This is a genomic window from Nocardiopsis alkaliphila YIM 80379 (assembly GCF_000341005.1).
In the GTDB taxonomy this organism is placed as follows: Bacteria; Actinomycetota; Actinomycetes; order Streptosporangiales; family Streptosporangiaceae; genus Nocardiopsis; species Nocardiopsis alkaliphila.
Genome location: NZ_ANBD01000144.1, coordinates 1 through 16,618, shown reverse-complemented (window position 1 = coordinate 16,618; position 16,618 = coordinate 1). Strand labels below are relative to the sequence as shown.

The following is a 16,618-nucleotide window of genomic DNA, read 5'->3' as shown; positions in this document are numbered from 1 at the left end:
AATGGGAGAGTGGAAGAGCGGAGATGCCGTGGCTCACAGTATTGTCACCACATTGTCGCAGTGGGTGCCCGTTGACCGCTTTGTTACGGCATATGCCGGGTAACACTCCCTACGCCGGGCTAGCATTGGCCCTCGGTAGTGACTTGACCGATGCTTGACGACCGCTTGGAGAACACCCCGTGAGGGCGGGGCGTGGCCCGCGCGGACGCCCCCACGATCAATCGACCCCCGAGGGTTTTGGCATGTCCCCTTCGCACAGTGACCGACGGAGCCGAGGCGGCCTCGGCACCATGCTGCTGGCCGGCGCCTGTTGTTGTGGCGCGGCGGCCTACGCGGTGTTCGTCGGGCCGTCGATGTTGCCGCCCCAGGGAGCGGAGACCGCGAACGCGGTCGGACCCGAGGTGTTGAGCAGCGTCATCGAGCAGCCCACCGAGGAGACCGAGCCGGTCGGACCGGTCGGCGAACTGCGTATCCAGGTCACCGACCGCCACCGTGCCTGGGTCCAAAACCTTGAGTGTGGGGGGAACCTGGACGAGGACCCGGCCGCGTGCGGGGCGATGGCCGAGATCGCGGCCGACATGGCCGACGAGCCCACCGCCCACGAGGGCACGTCCACCACCGAGGGCGAGCAGAGCATTCCGGGGGCGGAGATCGTGTTCGCCGAGATCCGTGATGGAACCGTGTGCACCGACAAGATGTACGGACCACAGCAGGCCGTCATCGTGGGCACCTGGGACGGTCAGGAGATCGACACCTCCCTGAGCCGAAGGGGCTCCTGTGAGGAGGCCCGCTGGCAGCGCCTGGCCCCCCTCACCGAGAGGTTCGCCGGCCAGTGACCGACGGGTGATCCGCGCAACGGCCCCAGGAGGGCCACAGGTTCGGTGGGCCCGCCAGGGCACGGGATAATGGCCGACCATGGACGTCATCAGGGTCAATGACCCCACGGATCCGCGTTTGGCCGACTACACCCGCCTGCGGGACGTCAACCTGCGCCGTCATCTGGAGGCCGAACACGGCCTGTTCATGGCCGAGGGCGACAAGGTGATCCGTCGCGCCGCCACCGCCGGATACACACCCCGCAGCTTCCTGCTCACCGAACGGCGCGCCGAGGCGCTGGACGACGTGGTGGCCACCACCGACGCGCCGCTGTACGTCGTCAGCGAGGAGACCGCCGAACGCCTCGTCGGGTTCGACCTGCACCGTGGCGCGCTGGCCGCCTACCATCGCAAGCCGCTACCGAGCCTGCCCGAGGTGCTCGAAGGGGCGCGCGCCATCGTGGTGTTGGAGGACCTGGTCGACCACACCAACGTCGGCGCGATCTTCCGCAGCGCCGCCGGGCTGGGGGTGGACGCGGTCGTCCTCGCACCGCGCTGCGCCGATCCGCTCTACCGGCGTTCGGTGAAGGTGTCCATGGGCGCGGTCTTCACCTTGCCCCACACCCGACTGGACGATTGGTACGGCGGGCTCGACACCCTGCGCCAGGCCGGATTCGAGCTCATGGCGCTCACCCCGGGCAGGGGGTCGCTGCCCTTGCGCGAGGCCATGGACCGAATCGAGGCCGAGGCCCGGGTGGGATTGTTGCTGGGCGCCGAGGGCGACGGGTTGTCCTCACGGTGGCTGGAACAGGCCACGACGCGGGTGCACATCCCGATGGCCGACCGCGACGTGGACTCTTTGAACGTCACCGCGGCCGCCGCGGTGGCCTGCTACGAGCTCGGGCGCGCCCGGTGAGGAAACACCCAGCCGCCTGAGGCCCCGACGATGTCGTCACCGGTCGTGACCACGGTGTTCCGTCGGGGCTCATCCCTGCCGGGCGGGTCCGACCTTGGTTGGAGCATCTATGGTGGCGCCTGAGACGGACAGCCACAGCGGGGAGGACGCACGACATGGGCGGCCGAGCACTGGTGCAGTGGGAGCAGAATCGGGACAACGCGCCCGCGCCCCTGCACGTCGACCTCTACGCCGGGGGACCGGCTCCGGAGGAATTGGACGAGGTCACCTTCTATCAGGTGCCCTACATGCCCTCCACCCAGGGCGTGGACGAACGCCTGGAGATCATCGACCGGATGCCCTCGCTACGGGTCCTCCAGTTGGTCTCCGCCGGCTACGAGCAGGTACTCGGACTGATCCCGGAGCACGTCACCCTCTGCAACGGTCGTGGACTGCACGACGCCAGTACCGCCGAGCACACGCTCGCGCTCATCCTCGCCGCCCAACGTGAACTGCCCCGGTGGGCGATCGACCAGCGTGAACGCCGGTGGGCACCCACACCGCAGCGTTCCCTGGCCGACTCCCGGGTGATGATCATCGGCTACGGCAGCATAGGGGAGGCCATCGAACGCCGGTTGCTGCCCTTTGAGACCGACGTGGTGCGGGTGGCGAGCCGCGCCCGACCGGGGCAGAACGTGCACGGTGTCGACGACCTGCACGCACTGCTCCCAGAGGTCGACATCGTCGTCCTGGTCACCCCGCTCACCGACGCCACCCGTGGCCTGCTCGGCGCACGCGAGTTCGCTCTGTTGCGCGATGACGCCCTGGTGGTCAACGTCGGCCGCGGCGCGGTCCTGGACACCGATGCCCTACTCGCCCAGAACGGTCGGATCCGAGCGGCCCTGGACGTGACCGACCCGGAGCCATTGCCGCTGGAGCACCCGCTCTGGGAGGCCCCCGGCGTGTACTTCACCCCGCACGTGGCGGGGGGTTCGACGGCCTTCTACCCCAGGGCCAAGGCGTTCATGGACGCCCAGTTGGCCCGTTGGGCCGCGGGGAAGCCCTTGGCCAACGTCGTCCGTCCGGGCCGCTGAGGAGACCGATACGCCTCCGCCCGGTGCCCGATGGCGGTGACCAAGGTTCTCGACGTCGTCGACGGATTCGGACGGTCGGTCGCGCGCTCCGGTCGATGGCACCGTCGTCATGAGCGGGGGACACGCTGGAGCCGACGCGAAGTCTGCGCGGAAGTCGAAGTAGGCCGATTGTCACCCCTTGGGGGCAGACTGGGTGGTATGCGCATCGCGGTGGTCGCCGACGGGGAGGGCGGCGGTTGGTTGAGGGAGTTGGACGGAGCCTCACCGACCGGGCCGGCCCGACGCGTGGACGACCTCGTGGCCGCCGTCCGCGAGATCGAGTACGGCTCGGGTGAGGCGGATCCGCCACGGTGGGTCTGGGCGGTCACCGAGGAGGTCTATCCGGGGTTGGTCCGGGCCGGGGTACGGGTGCGACGCTGTCACGACGTCGAACACACCGAGGCGTTGTTGCTGGGTCACGCGGCCCGACACTACGAACCCCACTCGCTGGGGGCCGCTTGGGCGCGGCTGCACGACCTCCCCGTTCCCGACGATCCGGTCCGACCGCTGGGGGAGGGCACCACCGCTCAGCCCGCCCTGTTCGAGGCCGATCGCTCCACGCTGCCACCGGGGACCGACCGACTCCAAGCCCTGGTGGAGGTCCACCGGGACCAGGGGGAGCGCATCGCCGCGCTCTTGGCTCCGGAACGCTTCGCGCTGTTGGTAGCGGTGGAATCGGCCGGGGCGTTGGCCGCTGTGGAGATGAGTCACGACGGTCTGCCCTGGCGCCTGGACGATCACGACCGCATCCTCACCGAACTGCTCGGCCCGCGCCCGACCGGTGGGCAGCGTCCTCGGGTGTTGGCCGAGTTGGTCGCGCGGATCGGTGAGGTGGTCGGGCACGAGGTCAACCCCGATTCCCCCGCCCAGGTCCTGCGGGCCATGGCCTGGGTCGGACACCCGGTGGAGTCCACCCGATCCTGGGTGCTGGAGCGGATCGATCATCCCGTCGTGCCCCTGCTGTTGCGCTACAAGGAACTCGCCCGCCTGTATTCGGCCAATGGTTGGTCCTGGTCGGAGACCTGGGTTCGGGAGGTGGAACCGGGCGGAGGGGAGACGGAACGCCCTCGGTTGGGGCGCTTCCAGCCCGACTACGTTGTGGGCGGGGTCGTCTCGGGGCGTTGGGCCACCCGCGGCGGGGGTGCCCTCCAGATCCCCAAGGCGGTTCGCGGCGCGGTGCGCTCCGACCCCGGGTGGGTGCTGGTCCGCGCCGACGCCGGGCAACTCGAACCCCGCGTGCTCGCCGCGGTCTCCGGTGACGACACCCTCGCGGCGGCCGCCGCCGAGGACGATTTGTACACCCGACTGGCGACACACGTGGGCGGTGACCGGGACCGGGCCAAGATCGGGATGCTCGCCGCGATGTACGGGCAGACCTCCGGTGACGCGGCGCCCCTGCTCGCCACCATGCGCAGGCTCTACCCACGTGCCCTGGACTACGTGGACGCGGCGGCTCGGACCGGGGAAAGCGGTGGCATCGTCCGCTCCTGGCTGGGCCGCACCTCGCCGCCGCCGCGCGGTTGGGCGGCCACCATCGCGGCCCCGGACGCGGATCGTCGTCGCCGCGCGCATGGCCGCTTCACCCGCAACTTCGTCGTACAGGCCACCGCCGCCGAGTGGGCGCTGGTGTTCTTGGCCGCGTTGCGTCAGGAATTGCCGGTGATGCCCCAGGGGGGCGGAATCGTCTTCTTCGTGCACGACGAGGTGGTCCTGCACGTCCCCGAGGAGCTCGCCCAGGAGGGAGTTCGGGCGATCCACCGGGCCCGGGACCGCACCGGAAGGATCCTCTTCAAAGACACTCCGGTCCGGTTCCCCATCGATCTTTCGGTCACCGATTGCTACGCAAAATAGTAACTATTGGTAGAAATCGGACACATATCCTCTTCGTGGTCATTCCGTCGAAAGGTAGACGTCCGGTATCGGACGGCGCGGGCTTCTTGCAAAGCGGGCCGGCTACGCCCATTCTTGAACGCGGACATTTCAATCGAAGGCCGTGTGCCGCTGTGGTCCCCCTCCGCCGCGGTCACAGAAAGGGTGATCGACCCCCGTGCGGAATCGTCTCAGAACTTGTGCGGGAACCACGGCCGCGTTCGCGGTCGTCTTCACGGCTTTCGGCGTGTCCCCCGCCCTGGCCGAACCCGCGATCGAGGAACGCCCCCCGCTCTTTGACCAACTCTCCTCGGACAACGCTCGCCCCAGCGGTTCTCACCCGGCCGAATCCCGTGTCCGAGAAGGGGAGGAACCGGCCGAGACCGTCGCCTCCCCCGATGTCGCCGACGTCGACGAACTCCGTCGCGACACCTACGTGGCCCCCTTCCGACAGGCGCGTTCGATCGAGTACTTCGCCGTTTCGGCCCAGCCCTTGCCCCGCGAACTCGTTCGACGGGTGCGCGGGATCGACGGGGTCGACCACGTCTTGAACGTCGACGCCGCACGGGTGAAGGTCGATGGGAAGGCGACCTCCATCCTGGGCGTGCACCCCTCCTCCTTCCGTAACCACGCACCCGAACCCTCCGCCACGTCCGACGAGATCTGGCAGGGCGTGGCCGAGGGGCACATCGCCCTGTCCAAGGACGTGGGCACCGAACGCGAACTCGAGATCGGCGGTCAGGTCACCCTCGCCGGTGGGCATGGTGAGGTCCCCATGGAGGTGTGGACCCACGCCACCTCCGGGATCGCCGGCATCGACGCCCTCGTCTCTCGTGATCGTGCCCGAGACCTCGCGATGCCCGAGGGCAACGCCCTGGTGATCTCCGCTTCCGAGGCCGACCTGTGGGAACTGCACGAGGCCTTGGAGGAGGTCCTCGGCGAGGACGCTCAGCTTCAGCTCGTCGCGGACGCCCCCGAATCCCTGGTCGAGGGCGACGCCGTCCCGAACACCGTGATCGAGCAGGTCATCGCCAACGCCGAAACCCAACTCGGCGTCCCCTACGTGTGGGGCGGTACCACCCCCAACGTCGGTTTCGACTGCTCGGGCCTGCTCCAGTGGGCCTTCCGGGAGGCGGGAGTGTCCATCCCGCGCGTCACCCACGATCAATGGAACGCGGGCACCCGGGTGGAATGGGACGACCTACGGCGCGGGGACCTGCTCTTTTGGCGCTCAGACCCGACAGCGCCCGACTACATCTCCCACGTGGCCATCTACCTGGGCGACGGACAGATGCTGGAGGCCCCGCGAACGGGGCTGAACGTGCGGGTCACCTCGGTGCGGACCGATAAGTACGCGGGCGCCGTGCGCGTTCACGCCTGAACCCGGTGGCGGTGAGTCGGTCGGTGGGTTCGACGCGGCCGGACATGAGCGCGACGTGACTCGCCGCGTTCGGACGCCGGCTCGATCACGGGGGTCGTCTCAGAGCTGGGAAGCGCTTTCGCGGGCACGGCGATGGGCCGTGATGTCACCGCGCCGGTGGTATCACGGCCCATCGTTTCTCCTTGCCGGAAAACCGCCGGGAGGGGAAGGCAGGTCTCGGCAGGGAGGGGGACAGGGCGGCCACTGAGGGAGGGGGAGACAGCGGCCATCGACCCTGTGTGGTGGTATGGAATTGTGGTGGCGCGATCGACCGGAGCACACCCGGGAGCCACCGCACAGGGTCTAGGTAAGCAGTGACCGGACGATTTGGCAAGAGGTCGGAACAAGGCAGGCAAGGAGTGACAAGCCCTCCCGGCTCCCATTCCGTTCACCCTCGCTCGTGTCCCGTTCCCTTTTGTCTGCCCGCTTGCGGTCGCTCCCCACCGCCATGAGGCCAAGGGCTCGGGTATGGACGATCGTGGGGTCCGCACACGGGCTCGAACAGGTCAACGCCCGGCCGCGTACCCTTGGGCACCTCGGGCGTCGGCCGCGGCACGCAGTTCCCCGCTCTCGGGATCACGGGCCACGGCGGCCAACCGACCCAGTGACCACGGCCGGGCGACCCGTACCCGATGACCGCGTCGGCGCAGTTCCTCGATGGTCCGCTCACCCACACCCGGCTCGACGACCAGGTCACCGGGGACCGTCTCCCTCGGGTGGAAGGAACTCGGGAAGGCGTTGGTGTGGAACATCGGGGCGTCCAAGGCCTGCTGAAGGTCCGTCACACCGTTGAGGATGCGCAGCAACGCCGTGGTCGTCCACTGATCCTGCTGGTCGCCGCCGGGGGTACCGATGGCCAGTACGGCCTGGCCGTCCTCGCGGGTCACGAGGGTGGGAGACAGGGTGGTGCGGGGGCGGCGACGCGGAGCGAGCGCGTTGGGGGAGGCCGGGTCGAGCCAGAACATCTGGGCACGGGTTCCCAGCGGAAAACCGAGGTCGGGAATGACCGGTGAGCTGCTCAACCAGCCCCCGCTGGGTGTCGCCGAGACCATGTTCCCGTCTGCGTCCACCACGTCCACGTGACAGGTATCGCCACGATGGTCGGTGGGGGAGGTCCCCGCCGCGTTGCGCACCGTGGGTTCGCCGGTGGTGCGGTCGGCCGGGACGTCGTCGGCCAGGTACAGCGTGGGCTCGAAGGGTGTGCGCTCGTCGAGGGAACCGGGGCGCAGGCCCAGGGCGGCGTGGGCGTCATCGATCAGATGGGCGCGGTCGGCGGCGTAGGAGGTGCTCAGGAGTTTCTTGAGGGGGACGTCGGTGAAGTCGGGGTCGCCGTACCAGGCCTCACGGTCGGCGAAGGCCAACTTCGCGATCTCGGTGACCCGATGCACGAAGTCGGCGCTGATGCCCTGACGTGCCTCGTCATGGGTGCTCTGGCCGGGAGCCGCGTCGAGTCCGAGGGCTTGGGCCAGACGCAGTTGCTGAAGCATGACGGGGCCCTGGCCCCAAGGACCTGTCTTGTGCACGGTGTGGGCACCGTGGGTGATGCTCACGGGGTCCTCGTAGGAGGCACTCCAGTCGGCCATGTCCGCGGCGGTCAGCAGGGCCTGCTGGGGTTCTCCGCGTCCGTTGGGAACCGGGGAGGAGAGGAAGGCACCGACCGCTTCGGCGACGAACCCCTGGGACCAGGAACGACGGGCCGCCTCGATCTGGGCCTCACGGCCGGAGCCGGCGGCTTCGGCCTCGGTGATGATCCGCCGGTAGGTGGCGGCCAGAGCCGGGTTGCGCAATCGGGATCCGGTGGCCGGGACGGTGTTGTGCGGCAGGTAGACGGCGGCCGAACCCGTCCAGTGGTGGGCGAAGACGGGCTGGAGGTTTTCGATCGCCGCGGAGATCCGGTCGAGTACGGGATAGCCTCGTTCGGCCAGACCGACGGCGTGGTCCAGGACCTGGCGGACGGTCATGGTGCCGTGGTCGCGCAGGAGGAGCATCCAGGCGTCGAAGGAACCGGGGACGGTGGCGGCGAGGACCCCACTGCCGGGGACGCGATCCATGCCGGCGAAGGCCTCGATGGAGGCGTCGGCGGGGGAGACGCCTTGGCCGCAGAGCACGCGCGGGGCCCGGCCCGCCGCTTGGAAGATCACCGGGACCTCGCCACCGGGGCCGTTCAGGTGGGGTTCGACCACCTGGAGGGTGAATCCGGCGGCGACGGCGGCGTCGAAGGCGTTGCCGCCGCGTTCGAGGATCGACACGCCGGTGGCGCTGGCCAGCCAGTGGGTGGAGGCGACCATGCCGAAGTCGCCGCGCAGTTGGGGTCGTGTGGTGAAACCGGGCATGGGCTGGTCCTCCTGCGGGTGGGGGATGACGGGGCACCACCCGGATTCGGGTCGAATCGGGTGAGCAGGACAGGGCGTGCGCCGGGCGGCACGCTCAGGGGTGTGGCCGACCTGGTGCGCCGGCTGGTCGAGGGCGACGGTACAGCATGGTCTTGTTCGGTTGTAGGGCGATGGGGTGATTCGGGCTCAAGGCCCCGATTCCGCCTGTCTTGCGTTTCCGCCCTCTCGGCCAGGCGCGTCCACGCCATGGAGGGTCGGCTCGTTCGCGTCGGTTCGCCAAGGGGGGCCTTGGGCCTTGTCCGACGCTCGAGAGGAAGGGTGCGGCCGGGGGAGGAGAGCGTCGGGTGGTCGCGAGGGAACTTCCGGGGCGGGCTTTTCCCCCCGAACACGACCGGGGCCGGCGTGTGCGGGCCGACCCCGGTAGGCTGTTATTCGAGGGACCTTCGGTCCCGGTCACCGTGCGCCGTCCTGATCACGGACTCTCGGTCGAAACACTCCACGGCAGGGAGTCCCACAGCTTCCCCCACTCATCCTCGCCGATCGGGTCCTGCACGTCGGTGGAGACCTCCTCGAAGACCTGGTCGCCGCTCTCACCCTCGGCCGCATCGGCCGTCGTGTCGGCTTGGGCCCCATCGGCCTCCTGAACCAAGTCGGAGATCAGGCCGTCGACCTGGCCGATCACGTCCTCCACCTCGCCACGCTCCAGACCGAAGCGCTGTGCGCAGTCATCGACGGCCGCGACCTTGTCATCCTCGTGGCCGTAGTACCAGACGGTGGCGAGCAGGAGGTCGCGCTCGTCATCACCCAGGTCGTTCTGGCCCAGGGCCTGCGCGAGGAACTCCTCATCGGCCGGCGTCATCAGTTCATGGTCGAGCTTGCTCGAATCGGGGCCGGAGCCGAGGAGGTGCTCGGTCAGGCAGACCTTGATCTCTTGGGAGGGCACGCCCTCGGCGGGTTCGGCCTTGTCCGCGACGGTGGTCTGGTCCTTGGCACCGTCCTCGCCGGCGTCCTCTTCCCTGGGAGCCTCGGTGGTGCCTTCTTCCACGGCGGAGATCTCCTCGCCGGTGGTTTCCTCCCCCAGGGACCGTGGGGTCTCTTCCCCGGTCTCGATCGAGTCGGCCTCTTGGGGCACGACCTCCTCGGAGGAGTCCTCCTGAGCAGAGGGATCGGCCACCGGGGGCTCTTCCGCGGGCGTCTGGGCCGCCGGCTCCCCCTCGGTCGGAGTTTCCTCGGCGGGGGCCTCCTTCGCGGGCTTCTCGGCTTCCGACGCTTCCTCCGCGGGGGCTTCTTCGACCGGGGCTTCGATCGTCGGCGCCTCCTGGGCAGGGCCTTCCTCGGCCGCCTCGTCCTCGTGCTTTTCGACCGGGGCCTCTTCGGCCTCGCCCACGGCCTCCCCTTCCGGCTGCGTCTTGTGGGCCGGCGCCTGCTCGGTCACCTTGGTGATCGATTCGGCCAGACGCATCAGTTCGGCGCTGTCCCAACGATCCGGTTGGAGGTGGGTGGTCAGGGCGACTCCGGGCTCATCGACCCAGAACAGGTCGCCGGACTCCTCGGCCAGGTAGGCCCCGTGCTCGAAGACCTCACTCTCGGGCAGCCGTTCGAGGGAGGAGTCCGGCAGGTGGCCGTAACGGTTCTCCCTCAGGTCATCGATCCCCTGGAGACGTTCGGTGCGTAGGACGCCGACGCGTCCGTAGAGCTGGTCGGGTCCCTGCGTCCAGGAGAGCTGGGAGCGGCGGTCGCCCTGACCGTCCGTGGTGGAGGTGGCGTTGATTCCGTAGCGTTCCAACCCCGGTGGCAGGTAGGTGATCTCGTACCCGTCGAGGCTGTACGAGGAGATTCCCTGGCTGACCATGGGCCAGGCGAAAGTCCTCGTGTCCTGGGTGTCCGCGGACGCGGGCCCGGCGAGGCACACCGGCCCCGACGCGGAGATCGCGACAGCGCTGCAGAGCGCGACCCACCTTGTGTGGTGCTTGCGCATGAGCCTTCCTTCCCATCGACTACACATAGTGATGGTCGCAGGGCCCTATGTGATTCCCGAAGGGGATCGCAGTCAAAAAAGGGACATGAAGTGGCCAAATACATTCATGGGGTGAGATTCGTCGATTCGGCACTTCGGACCGCTGAAAGCGGACCGCCGGAAGGTGGGCACGGGGTCATCGGAAACTCTGCTCACGGTAACCACATGGTCACCGAAGGAGCTCACCCTGAGTAGGCAGTCGGCCGATCCACGCATCCATGGGAGGCCCGATGCACCAGCGCATCGGATTCATCGTCGGAGCCGTAACGTTCTCACTCTCCACCCTCGCCGGTCCCGTACTCGCCACTTCGCCCACGCTCATCCCCCAGGGGAACGAACCCGCCCAAGCGCGGAGGTCGGCCTTCGGATCCTCCGACTTACCAGAACAAGGCCGACCACTCGTGGCCGTCTCCCACCGAGGCGCCGCCGGTACCGCCCCGGAGAACACCCTCGCCGCCATCGACGAGGGGCACCGACTCGGCGCGGAATCGGTGGAGATAGACGTCCGACCCACCTCGGACGAAGAGCTCGTCCTCATGCACGACGCCACACTGGAGCGCACCACCGACGTCGCCGAGGTCTTCCCCGACCGGGCGCCCTACAACGTCGGTGACTTCACCCTGGAAGAGCTCGGTCGCCTGGACGCCGGTTCCTTCTTCGGACCCGAGTTCGAGGGGGAACCCGTCCCGAGCCTGAGCGAGGCCCTCGACCGTCTGCAAGAGCACGACATGAATCTCCTCTTGGAGGTCAAGGAGCCCGAGCTCTACCCGGGGATCGAGCGCCTGATCGCGGCGGAACTGAAGGGACGACCCCACTGGATGGAACCCAACGCCCCGGACGAACCGCACCGGCTGCTCGTCCAGAGCTTCGACTGGGAGTACACCGAACGCTCCAAGGAGTTGCTGCCCTCCCTGCCGCACGGTCTGCTCGGCCTGGTCCCCGAGAACGAGATCGACGACTACACCTGGGCGCAGCAGATCAATCCCGCTCACACCACCATCGACGCCGACTACGTGGCGGCCGTCCAGGACGCGGGCTTGGAGATCATGCCGTACACCGTCAACGAGGCCGACGGCATGTACCGGCTCCTGGGGATGGGGGTGGACGGCTTCATCACCGATTTCCCAGGGACCGGACAGCGGGTCATCCGAGAATTCCGCGAAGGCCGCGCGCGGCAGGTCGCCCGAGAAAGCGAGGGCGCCCAGACGGATGGGTGTACCGGGGAAGGCGAAGAGACGCGGGTGCTCACGTCCTGACGCTTCCCGGGTCGATGCGCCGATGGGATGATCGATGCCAAAACGAGCCCGTTCACCCGGCCCCTGGTGTGTCGCGCGCCTCGGCGTTCGACGATGGCCGGTGGTGTGGATCGGAGGCGGCACGAAGCGACGGAGAACGAGGTTCCCCGAAGCCTTCGTGTTCGCCCATCCTTGGCATCGGTGCCCGAACCCGCCCCAGGTGAGGCTTCCGGTCAGGCGTTGGAGTGGCCCTGTTCCGGGGTCTCACCTTCGTCGTACCCCCAGCCCCGCACACCCGGGCGGGTGTGCCAGGGGCGGGGCCCTTCCATCGGCCGGTACTCCACACCTGCGGCGTCCAGACGCCGCAGGTGGTGTAGCAGGCGCGGCTCGAACTCGGCGTAGTCGCGCTCGTGGGCGGACCACACCTTCTCCGCGAACGCCGAAAGTCGGGGGAAGGCCATGTAGTCCAGTTTGCGAGCGGTGTCGATGTGCTCGCTCCACAGGTTCACCTGGGCGCCCAGGACGTGTGCGGCCTCCTGCTCGGTGAGTGCGGCCGGGATCGGTTCGCCCGCGTACACGTCCTCCACCCGCAGCAGGGTGCCCACCCGCACCGGCTCGTCGGGGTGATCGGACTGCTTGTAGTCCAGATAGGAGGTGGCCGTGGGCGACATGACCACGTCGTGTCCGGCGCGGGCGGCGGCGACCCCGCCTTCCTCGCCTCGCCACGACATCACCGTCGCCCCCGGTGCGATCCCTCCTTCGAGGATCTCGTCCCAGCCGACCAGGCGACGGCCACGCTCGGTGATGTGTTCGTCCAGTCGCCGAATGAACCAGCTCTGTAGTTCGTCCTCGTCGGCCAGTCCTTCCGCACGGATCCGCTGCTGCGCGGACGCGCTGTTCTTCCACTGGGTCTTGGGGCATTCATCCCCGCCCACGTGTACGAAGGGGCCGGGGAACAGCTCCATGATCTCGTCGAAGACGTTCTTGTAGAACTCCACGACGTGGTCGGTGACGGCCAGGACCTCGTCGAAGATCCCCCACCGGGTACCGACCGGGATGCGTCCGACCTCGCCCAGTTCGGGGTAGGCGTGGATGGCGGCCTGGGAGTGGCCGGGTACGTCGATCTCCGGGACGAGGGTGATGTGTCGGGCGGTGGCGTAGGCGACGATCTCCCGGACGTCGTCCTGGGTGAGGAACCCGCCGTGCGGACGGTTGTCGAATACCGGGGGTTCGGTGGTGCCGAGCTGGCTCTCGGTACGCCAGGAGGCTTTCTCGGTCAGTTCGGGGTAACGACGGATCTCGACCCGCCACCCCTGGTCGTCGGTCAGGTGTAGGTGCAGCACGTTGAGTTTGTGCAGCGCCATCAGGTCGATGAACCGAAGAATCTCGCGTTTGGGCTGGAAATGTCGGGCGATGTCGAGCATCACCCCGCGCCAGCGAAAGCGTGGGGAGTCGGTGACGTGGACGGCGGGGAGTCGCCATTGGGCGGGTCGGGTGCCCAGGGGAGCGTCACGGTAGACCTCGGGGGGCAGGAGTTGGCGCAGGGTCTGGGCGCCATAGAAGGCGCCGGCTGGATCGTTGCCCACGATGATGGCGCCCTCGGAGTCGACGATCAGTCGGTAGCCCTCCTCGCCGAGTCCGGCACCGGGGTCCACACTCAACCGGATTCTCGCGTCCTCCTCCTCGCCGGTGGCCAAGGGCAGGCCGGTCGCCGCGCCGAGCTCGCGTTGAAGCCAGGCGAGGACCCCCTTGGCGGTGTGGTCGGCCGAGATCCGGGTGGAGGAGGTCAGGATCAACCCTTCGGTGTCGTCGGTGGTGATCTCGCGGGGGAGGGGGATCAGGGAGGAGGAAGGGGCGTCGGACACGGGAAACTGCTCCTATCCGGTCTAGACCAATTTTAGGCATAGTGTCATGATCACGAGGTTCGCCCCAAGGGTTCGTGGCAAACGGTTCTCAGGCCCGTGCCATTCGGGGCATCCGATATCCACTTTCGACTCGTGCTCGCTCTTGAGCCACTGGCTTTCGCGGCAGGTCCAGGAACGTCGGGGCCGCTCCCACCACCGCCGAAACCGTGCCGCACTCCGGTCGTCCTCGACCGAGCGGCGGGAGGCCCTCTCCTTGAGGCCGGATGGCACCGCCCGAAGACGGGGGTCGGCGTGCTCGACCGCTCCTCGTCCACCCTGGTCACGCCGTTGACTCGTGCTCTGGCCGAAAATGAGCGCTCCCCGGTCGCCTGAATGGGGCGGTTCGCTCGAAAGGGGCGAAAACTCCAAATGCCACTTTCCGTATTCTTTGCGTGGCCAACGGTGATCTCGGGGCACTTCAGGAAACACAAGAAGTTGTGTGGTTCCAAAGCATCAGCGGACAGACAGGCCTCGGCCGAAGTGCGCGGGGCCCGAACATGACCGAGAGTCTCACCGAGCGGTTGCTCAGTGCCGAACGTGAGGCCGGATTCCACGAACGCGACATGTCGTCGTTGGAACGGGAACGGATCGACCTGGAACATCGGGTGAACCGGATGGAGGCCGAACTGGACTCCCTGCGCAAACGAAGACTGGAGTCCTACGCGCGCTGGTGGAACGCCCGTGATGAACGTGACCGCGCCCGTCACCTCTGTCGCAGGCTCCGCCGCAAGATCGACAAGACGCGACGACGCGGAGGCGACGGTTGAGGGCGCCGTTCGACGGCGTGGGAACCGATCCGACGCGGCAAGGACACGACCGACCACGAAACGACGCGAGTACCGAACGCGGTCCGTCCCAGACGGGTCGCGTTCGACGTGTTCGGGCCCCTTCGGCCCTGGGGCCGGGTCCCCTTGCTCGGTGTCTTCCCTATCGCATGGGCCCTTCTCCCGTGGTGAGGGGACCGATCTCCTCCTCCACGCTCCGGGCCGCCTGCTCCAGGGCCTCCAGGGTCACCCGCACCGACGGACGGCGCAGTGAGGACGGGCGCAGCACCGCGTACACGTCACGCTCCGGTGGAGCGGGCAACCTCCGGTACGTCAGACCCGCCGGCGCCCCCACCATCGCCAGGGCCGGAACGGCCGCGATCCCGATCCCCTTGGACACCAGGCTGAGGATCGTGCCCAGCCCCTCGAACTCCCAGGTGGCGGAGGGAGGTCCGCCCACCTCCGAGAACAACGTGTCGGTGCCGTAACGTGAACGTTCCCCCTCGGGCGCCACGATCCATGATTCGTTCAACAACCGGTCCAACACGATAGGAACGCTCGACTCGGCCAGCCAGTGGTTCTGGGGGACCGCCAGCACCATCGGGTCCCGAAGCAGGTGCACGTGGTGCAGTGCGCTGTCCGCCCCTCGCGCCGGATGGCGCCCGCTCCAGTCGTCGACGATCGCGATGTCCACCTCACGTGCGCGCACCTTCTGGGTACCGGTGGCCAGAAGGGTCTGGCGCAGAACCAACTGCATGCCCTCATGGCGTCGTAGGGGTGGGGCCAACAGGGGCGCGAACGCCACCGCCGCGGTCGGAAAGGCCGTGACGGTGACCACGCCCAGGGCGATGTCGGCCTGTTCGGCCAAGACCGACTCGGTCGCCTCCACCATCGTCAGGATCTTCTCGGCCTGGCTCACCAGCAGTTGGCCGGCGTCGGTCAACTCGGCCCCACGCGGGGAGCGATCCAGCAGCGCGACGCCGGTTTCCCGTTCGAGAGCGGACAGTTGCTGGGAGACGGCCGAAGGCGTGTAACCCAGGGCGTTCGCGGTGGCGACGATCGTGCCCCGGAGGCTGAACTCACGGAGCAATTGCAGGCGACGAAGATCGAGCATAAGCGTATCTTACGCTCACCATCAAAAAGAGTCGCTTGTACTGATGTCACTTCGCGGGCAGTGTTGGGTGTGAGAGGACATCCAGCGGGTGGAACACCCGCTCAAGGATGCCGAGCGCCTAACGTCAAACCGGAGATGAGTCATCCATGACCGTCACTGTGTCCGCCACTCTTGCCGTCAACGAAGCCCTCAACGAAAAGCGTCGCCAGGGGGTGCGTGTGCTTCCGCTCGGCTTCGGTGAGGCCGGACTGCCGGTGCACCCGGTCATGCGGGACCGACTCTCAGCGGGCAACGGCGCCAACGCCTACGGGCCCGTCGCGGGATCGGCCGCACTACGCGAGGCCGCCGCCGGGTACTGGGGCCGCCGAGGTCTACCCACCGAGCCCGACATGGTCATCGCCGGCCCCGGCAGCAAGCCGCTTCTCTACAGCCTTCTTCTCGAAATCGGCGGCGACACCGCCATCGCGGCCCCCAGTTGGGTCAGCTACGCCGCGCAGAGCCGCCTGGTGGGGCAGCGCCCCATCATGGTGCCCACCGCCACCGGCCAGGGTGGCGTGCCTCAACCGGACCTGCTGCACGCCGCCGTCACCGACGCCCGGGAGCAGGGCCGTACCGTCAACGCGGTCGTCGTCACCGTCCCGGACAATCCGACCGGTACCGTCGCCGACGTCGAGACCGTGCGGCGCCTGGCAGAGGTGGCCCGCGAACTCGACCTGCTCATCATCTCCGATGAGATCTACCGCGACCTCGTCCATGTGGACGCCCAAGGCACCGAACGCACCGTCGTGCACAGCCCCGCCGAGTACGCGCCCGAGCGCACCGTGATCTCCACCGGGCTGAGCAAGAACCTGGCGTTGGGGGGTTGGCGGATCGGGGTCCTGCGCCTGCCCGACTCCGAGATCGGTCATCGATTGCGCGGAGGATTGCTCGGTGTGGCCAGCGAGATCTGGTCCAGCCCGGCCGCACCCGTTCAAGAAGCGGCCTCGTACGCCTTCACCGAACCGACCGAACTGGTCGACCACGTGGATCGCAGCCGCCGCCTGCACGGCATCGTGGCCCGCGCCGTCGCAGACGTCTTCACTCGGGCCGGAGCCACGGTCGCCAACCCATGCGCGGCCT

12 protein-coding genes are annotated in these 16,618 nt (G+C 68.3%); 8 read left to right on the top strand and 4 right to left on the bottom strand.

Annotated features, from left to right (window positions below):
- Positions 1-242: 242 nt before the first annotated feature.
- The 5 genes from D472_RS0119980 (at position 243) to D472_RS0119960 (ending at position 6,093) form a co-directional block, all read left to right on the top strand.
- Positions 243-836, top strand: a complete 594-nt coding sequence (locus D472_RS0119980) for a hypothetical protein (protein WP_017606233.1) — start codon at positions 243-245, stop codon at positions 834-836.
- A 79-nt stretch (positions 837-915) separates the two neighbouring features.
- A complete protein-coding gene (locus D472_RS0119975) occupies positions 916-1,731 on the top strand; it encodes a TrmH family RNA methyltransferase (RefSeq protein WP_017606232.1) in 816 nt (271 codons plus the stop codon).
- 155 nt (positions 1,732-1,886) lie between these two features.
- The gene (locus D472_RS0119970; RefSeq protein ID WP_017606231.1) at positions 1,887-2,804 is read left to right on the top strand and encodes a 2-hydroxyacid dehydrogenase; all 918 of its coding nucleotides are present in this window, start codon (positions 1,887-1,889) and stop codon (positions 2,802-2,804) included.
- 198 nt (positions 2,805-3,002) lie between these two features.
- Entirely contained in the window at positions 3,003-4,694 is a 1,692-nt protein-coding gene (locus D472_RS0119965) for a bifunctional 3'-5' exonuclease/DNA polymerase (RefSeq protein ID WP_017606230.1), read from the top strand.
- Between the two features lie 196 nt (positions 4,695-4,890).
- Entirely contained in the window at positions 4,891-6,093 is a 1,203-nt protein-coding gene (locus D472_RS0119960) for a C40 family peptidase (protein ID WP_017606229.1), read from the top strand.
- A gap of 545 nt (positions 6,094-6,638) precedes the next feature.
- Here the strand turns inward: D472_RS0119960 and D472_RS0119955 are convergent.
- Positions 6,639-8,465 carry a gamma-glutamyltransferase family protein gene (locus D472_RS0119955; RefSeq protein ID WP_017606228.1) on the bottom strand — a complete coding sequence of 609 codons (1,827 nt, stop codon included), beginning with the start codon at positions 8,463-8,465 and terminating at the stop codon, positions 6,639-6,641.
- A 472-nt stretch (positions 8,466-8,937) separates the two neighbouring features.
- Positions 8,938-10,443, bottom strand: a complete 1,506-nt coding sequence (locus D472_RS0119950; RefSeq protein WP_026117893.1) for a hypothetical protein — start codon at positions 10,441-10,443, stop codon at positions 8,938-8,940.
- A 269-nt stretch (positions 10,444-10,712) separates the two neighbouring features.
- Here D472_RS0119950 and D472_RS0119945 point away from each other — a divergent pair, with 269 nt between their 5' ends.
- Entirely contained in the window at positions 10,713-11,738 is a 1,026-nt protein-coding gene (locus tag D472_RS0119945; protein WP_017606225.1) for a glycerophosphodiester phosphodiesterase, read from the top strand.
- A gap of 212 nt (positions 11,739-11,950) precedes the next feature.
- Here D472_RS0119945 and D472_RS0119940 read toward each other — a convergent pair whose 3' ends face one another.
- A complete protein-coding gene (locus D472_RS0119940; protein ID WP_017606224.1) occupies positions 11,951-13,582 on the bottom strand; it encodes a beta-N-acetylhexosaminidase in 1,632 nt (543 codons plus the stop codon).
- Positions 13,583-14,058: 476 nt separating this feature from the next.
- Here D472_RS0119940 and D472_RS0119935 point away from each other — a divergent pair, with 476 nt between their 5' ends.
- Complete coding sequence (locus tag D472_RS0119935) at positions 14,059-14,388, top strand: hypothetical protein (protein ID WP_026117892.1); 330 nt, start codon at positions 14,059-14,061, stop codon at positions 14,386-14,388.
- A 160-nt stretch (positions 14,389-14,548) separates the two neighbouring features.
- Here the strand turns inward: D472_RS0119935 and D472_RS0119930 are convergent, their stop codons facing one another.
- Complete coding sequence (locus D472_RS0119930) at positions 14,549-15,499, bottom strand: LysR family transcriptional regulator (protein WP_017606222.1); 951 nt, start codon at positions 15,497-15,499, stop codon at positions 14,549-14,551.
- Between the two features lie 146 nt (positions 15,500-15,645).
- On the opposite strand from D472_RS0119930, the gene D472_RS0119925 reads away from it, so the two are divergent.
- A partial coding sequence (locus tag D472_RS0119925; RefSeq protein ID WP_017606221.1) for a pyridoxal phosphate-dependent aminotransferase occupies positions 15,646-16,618 on the top strand: 973 nt, incomplete at its 3' end.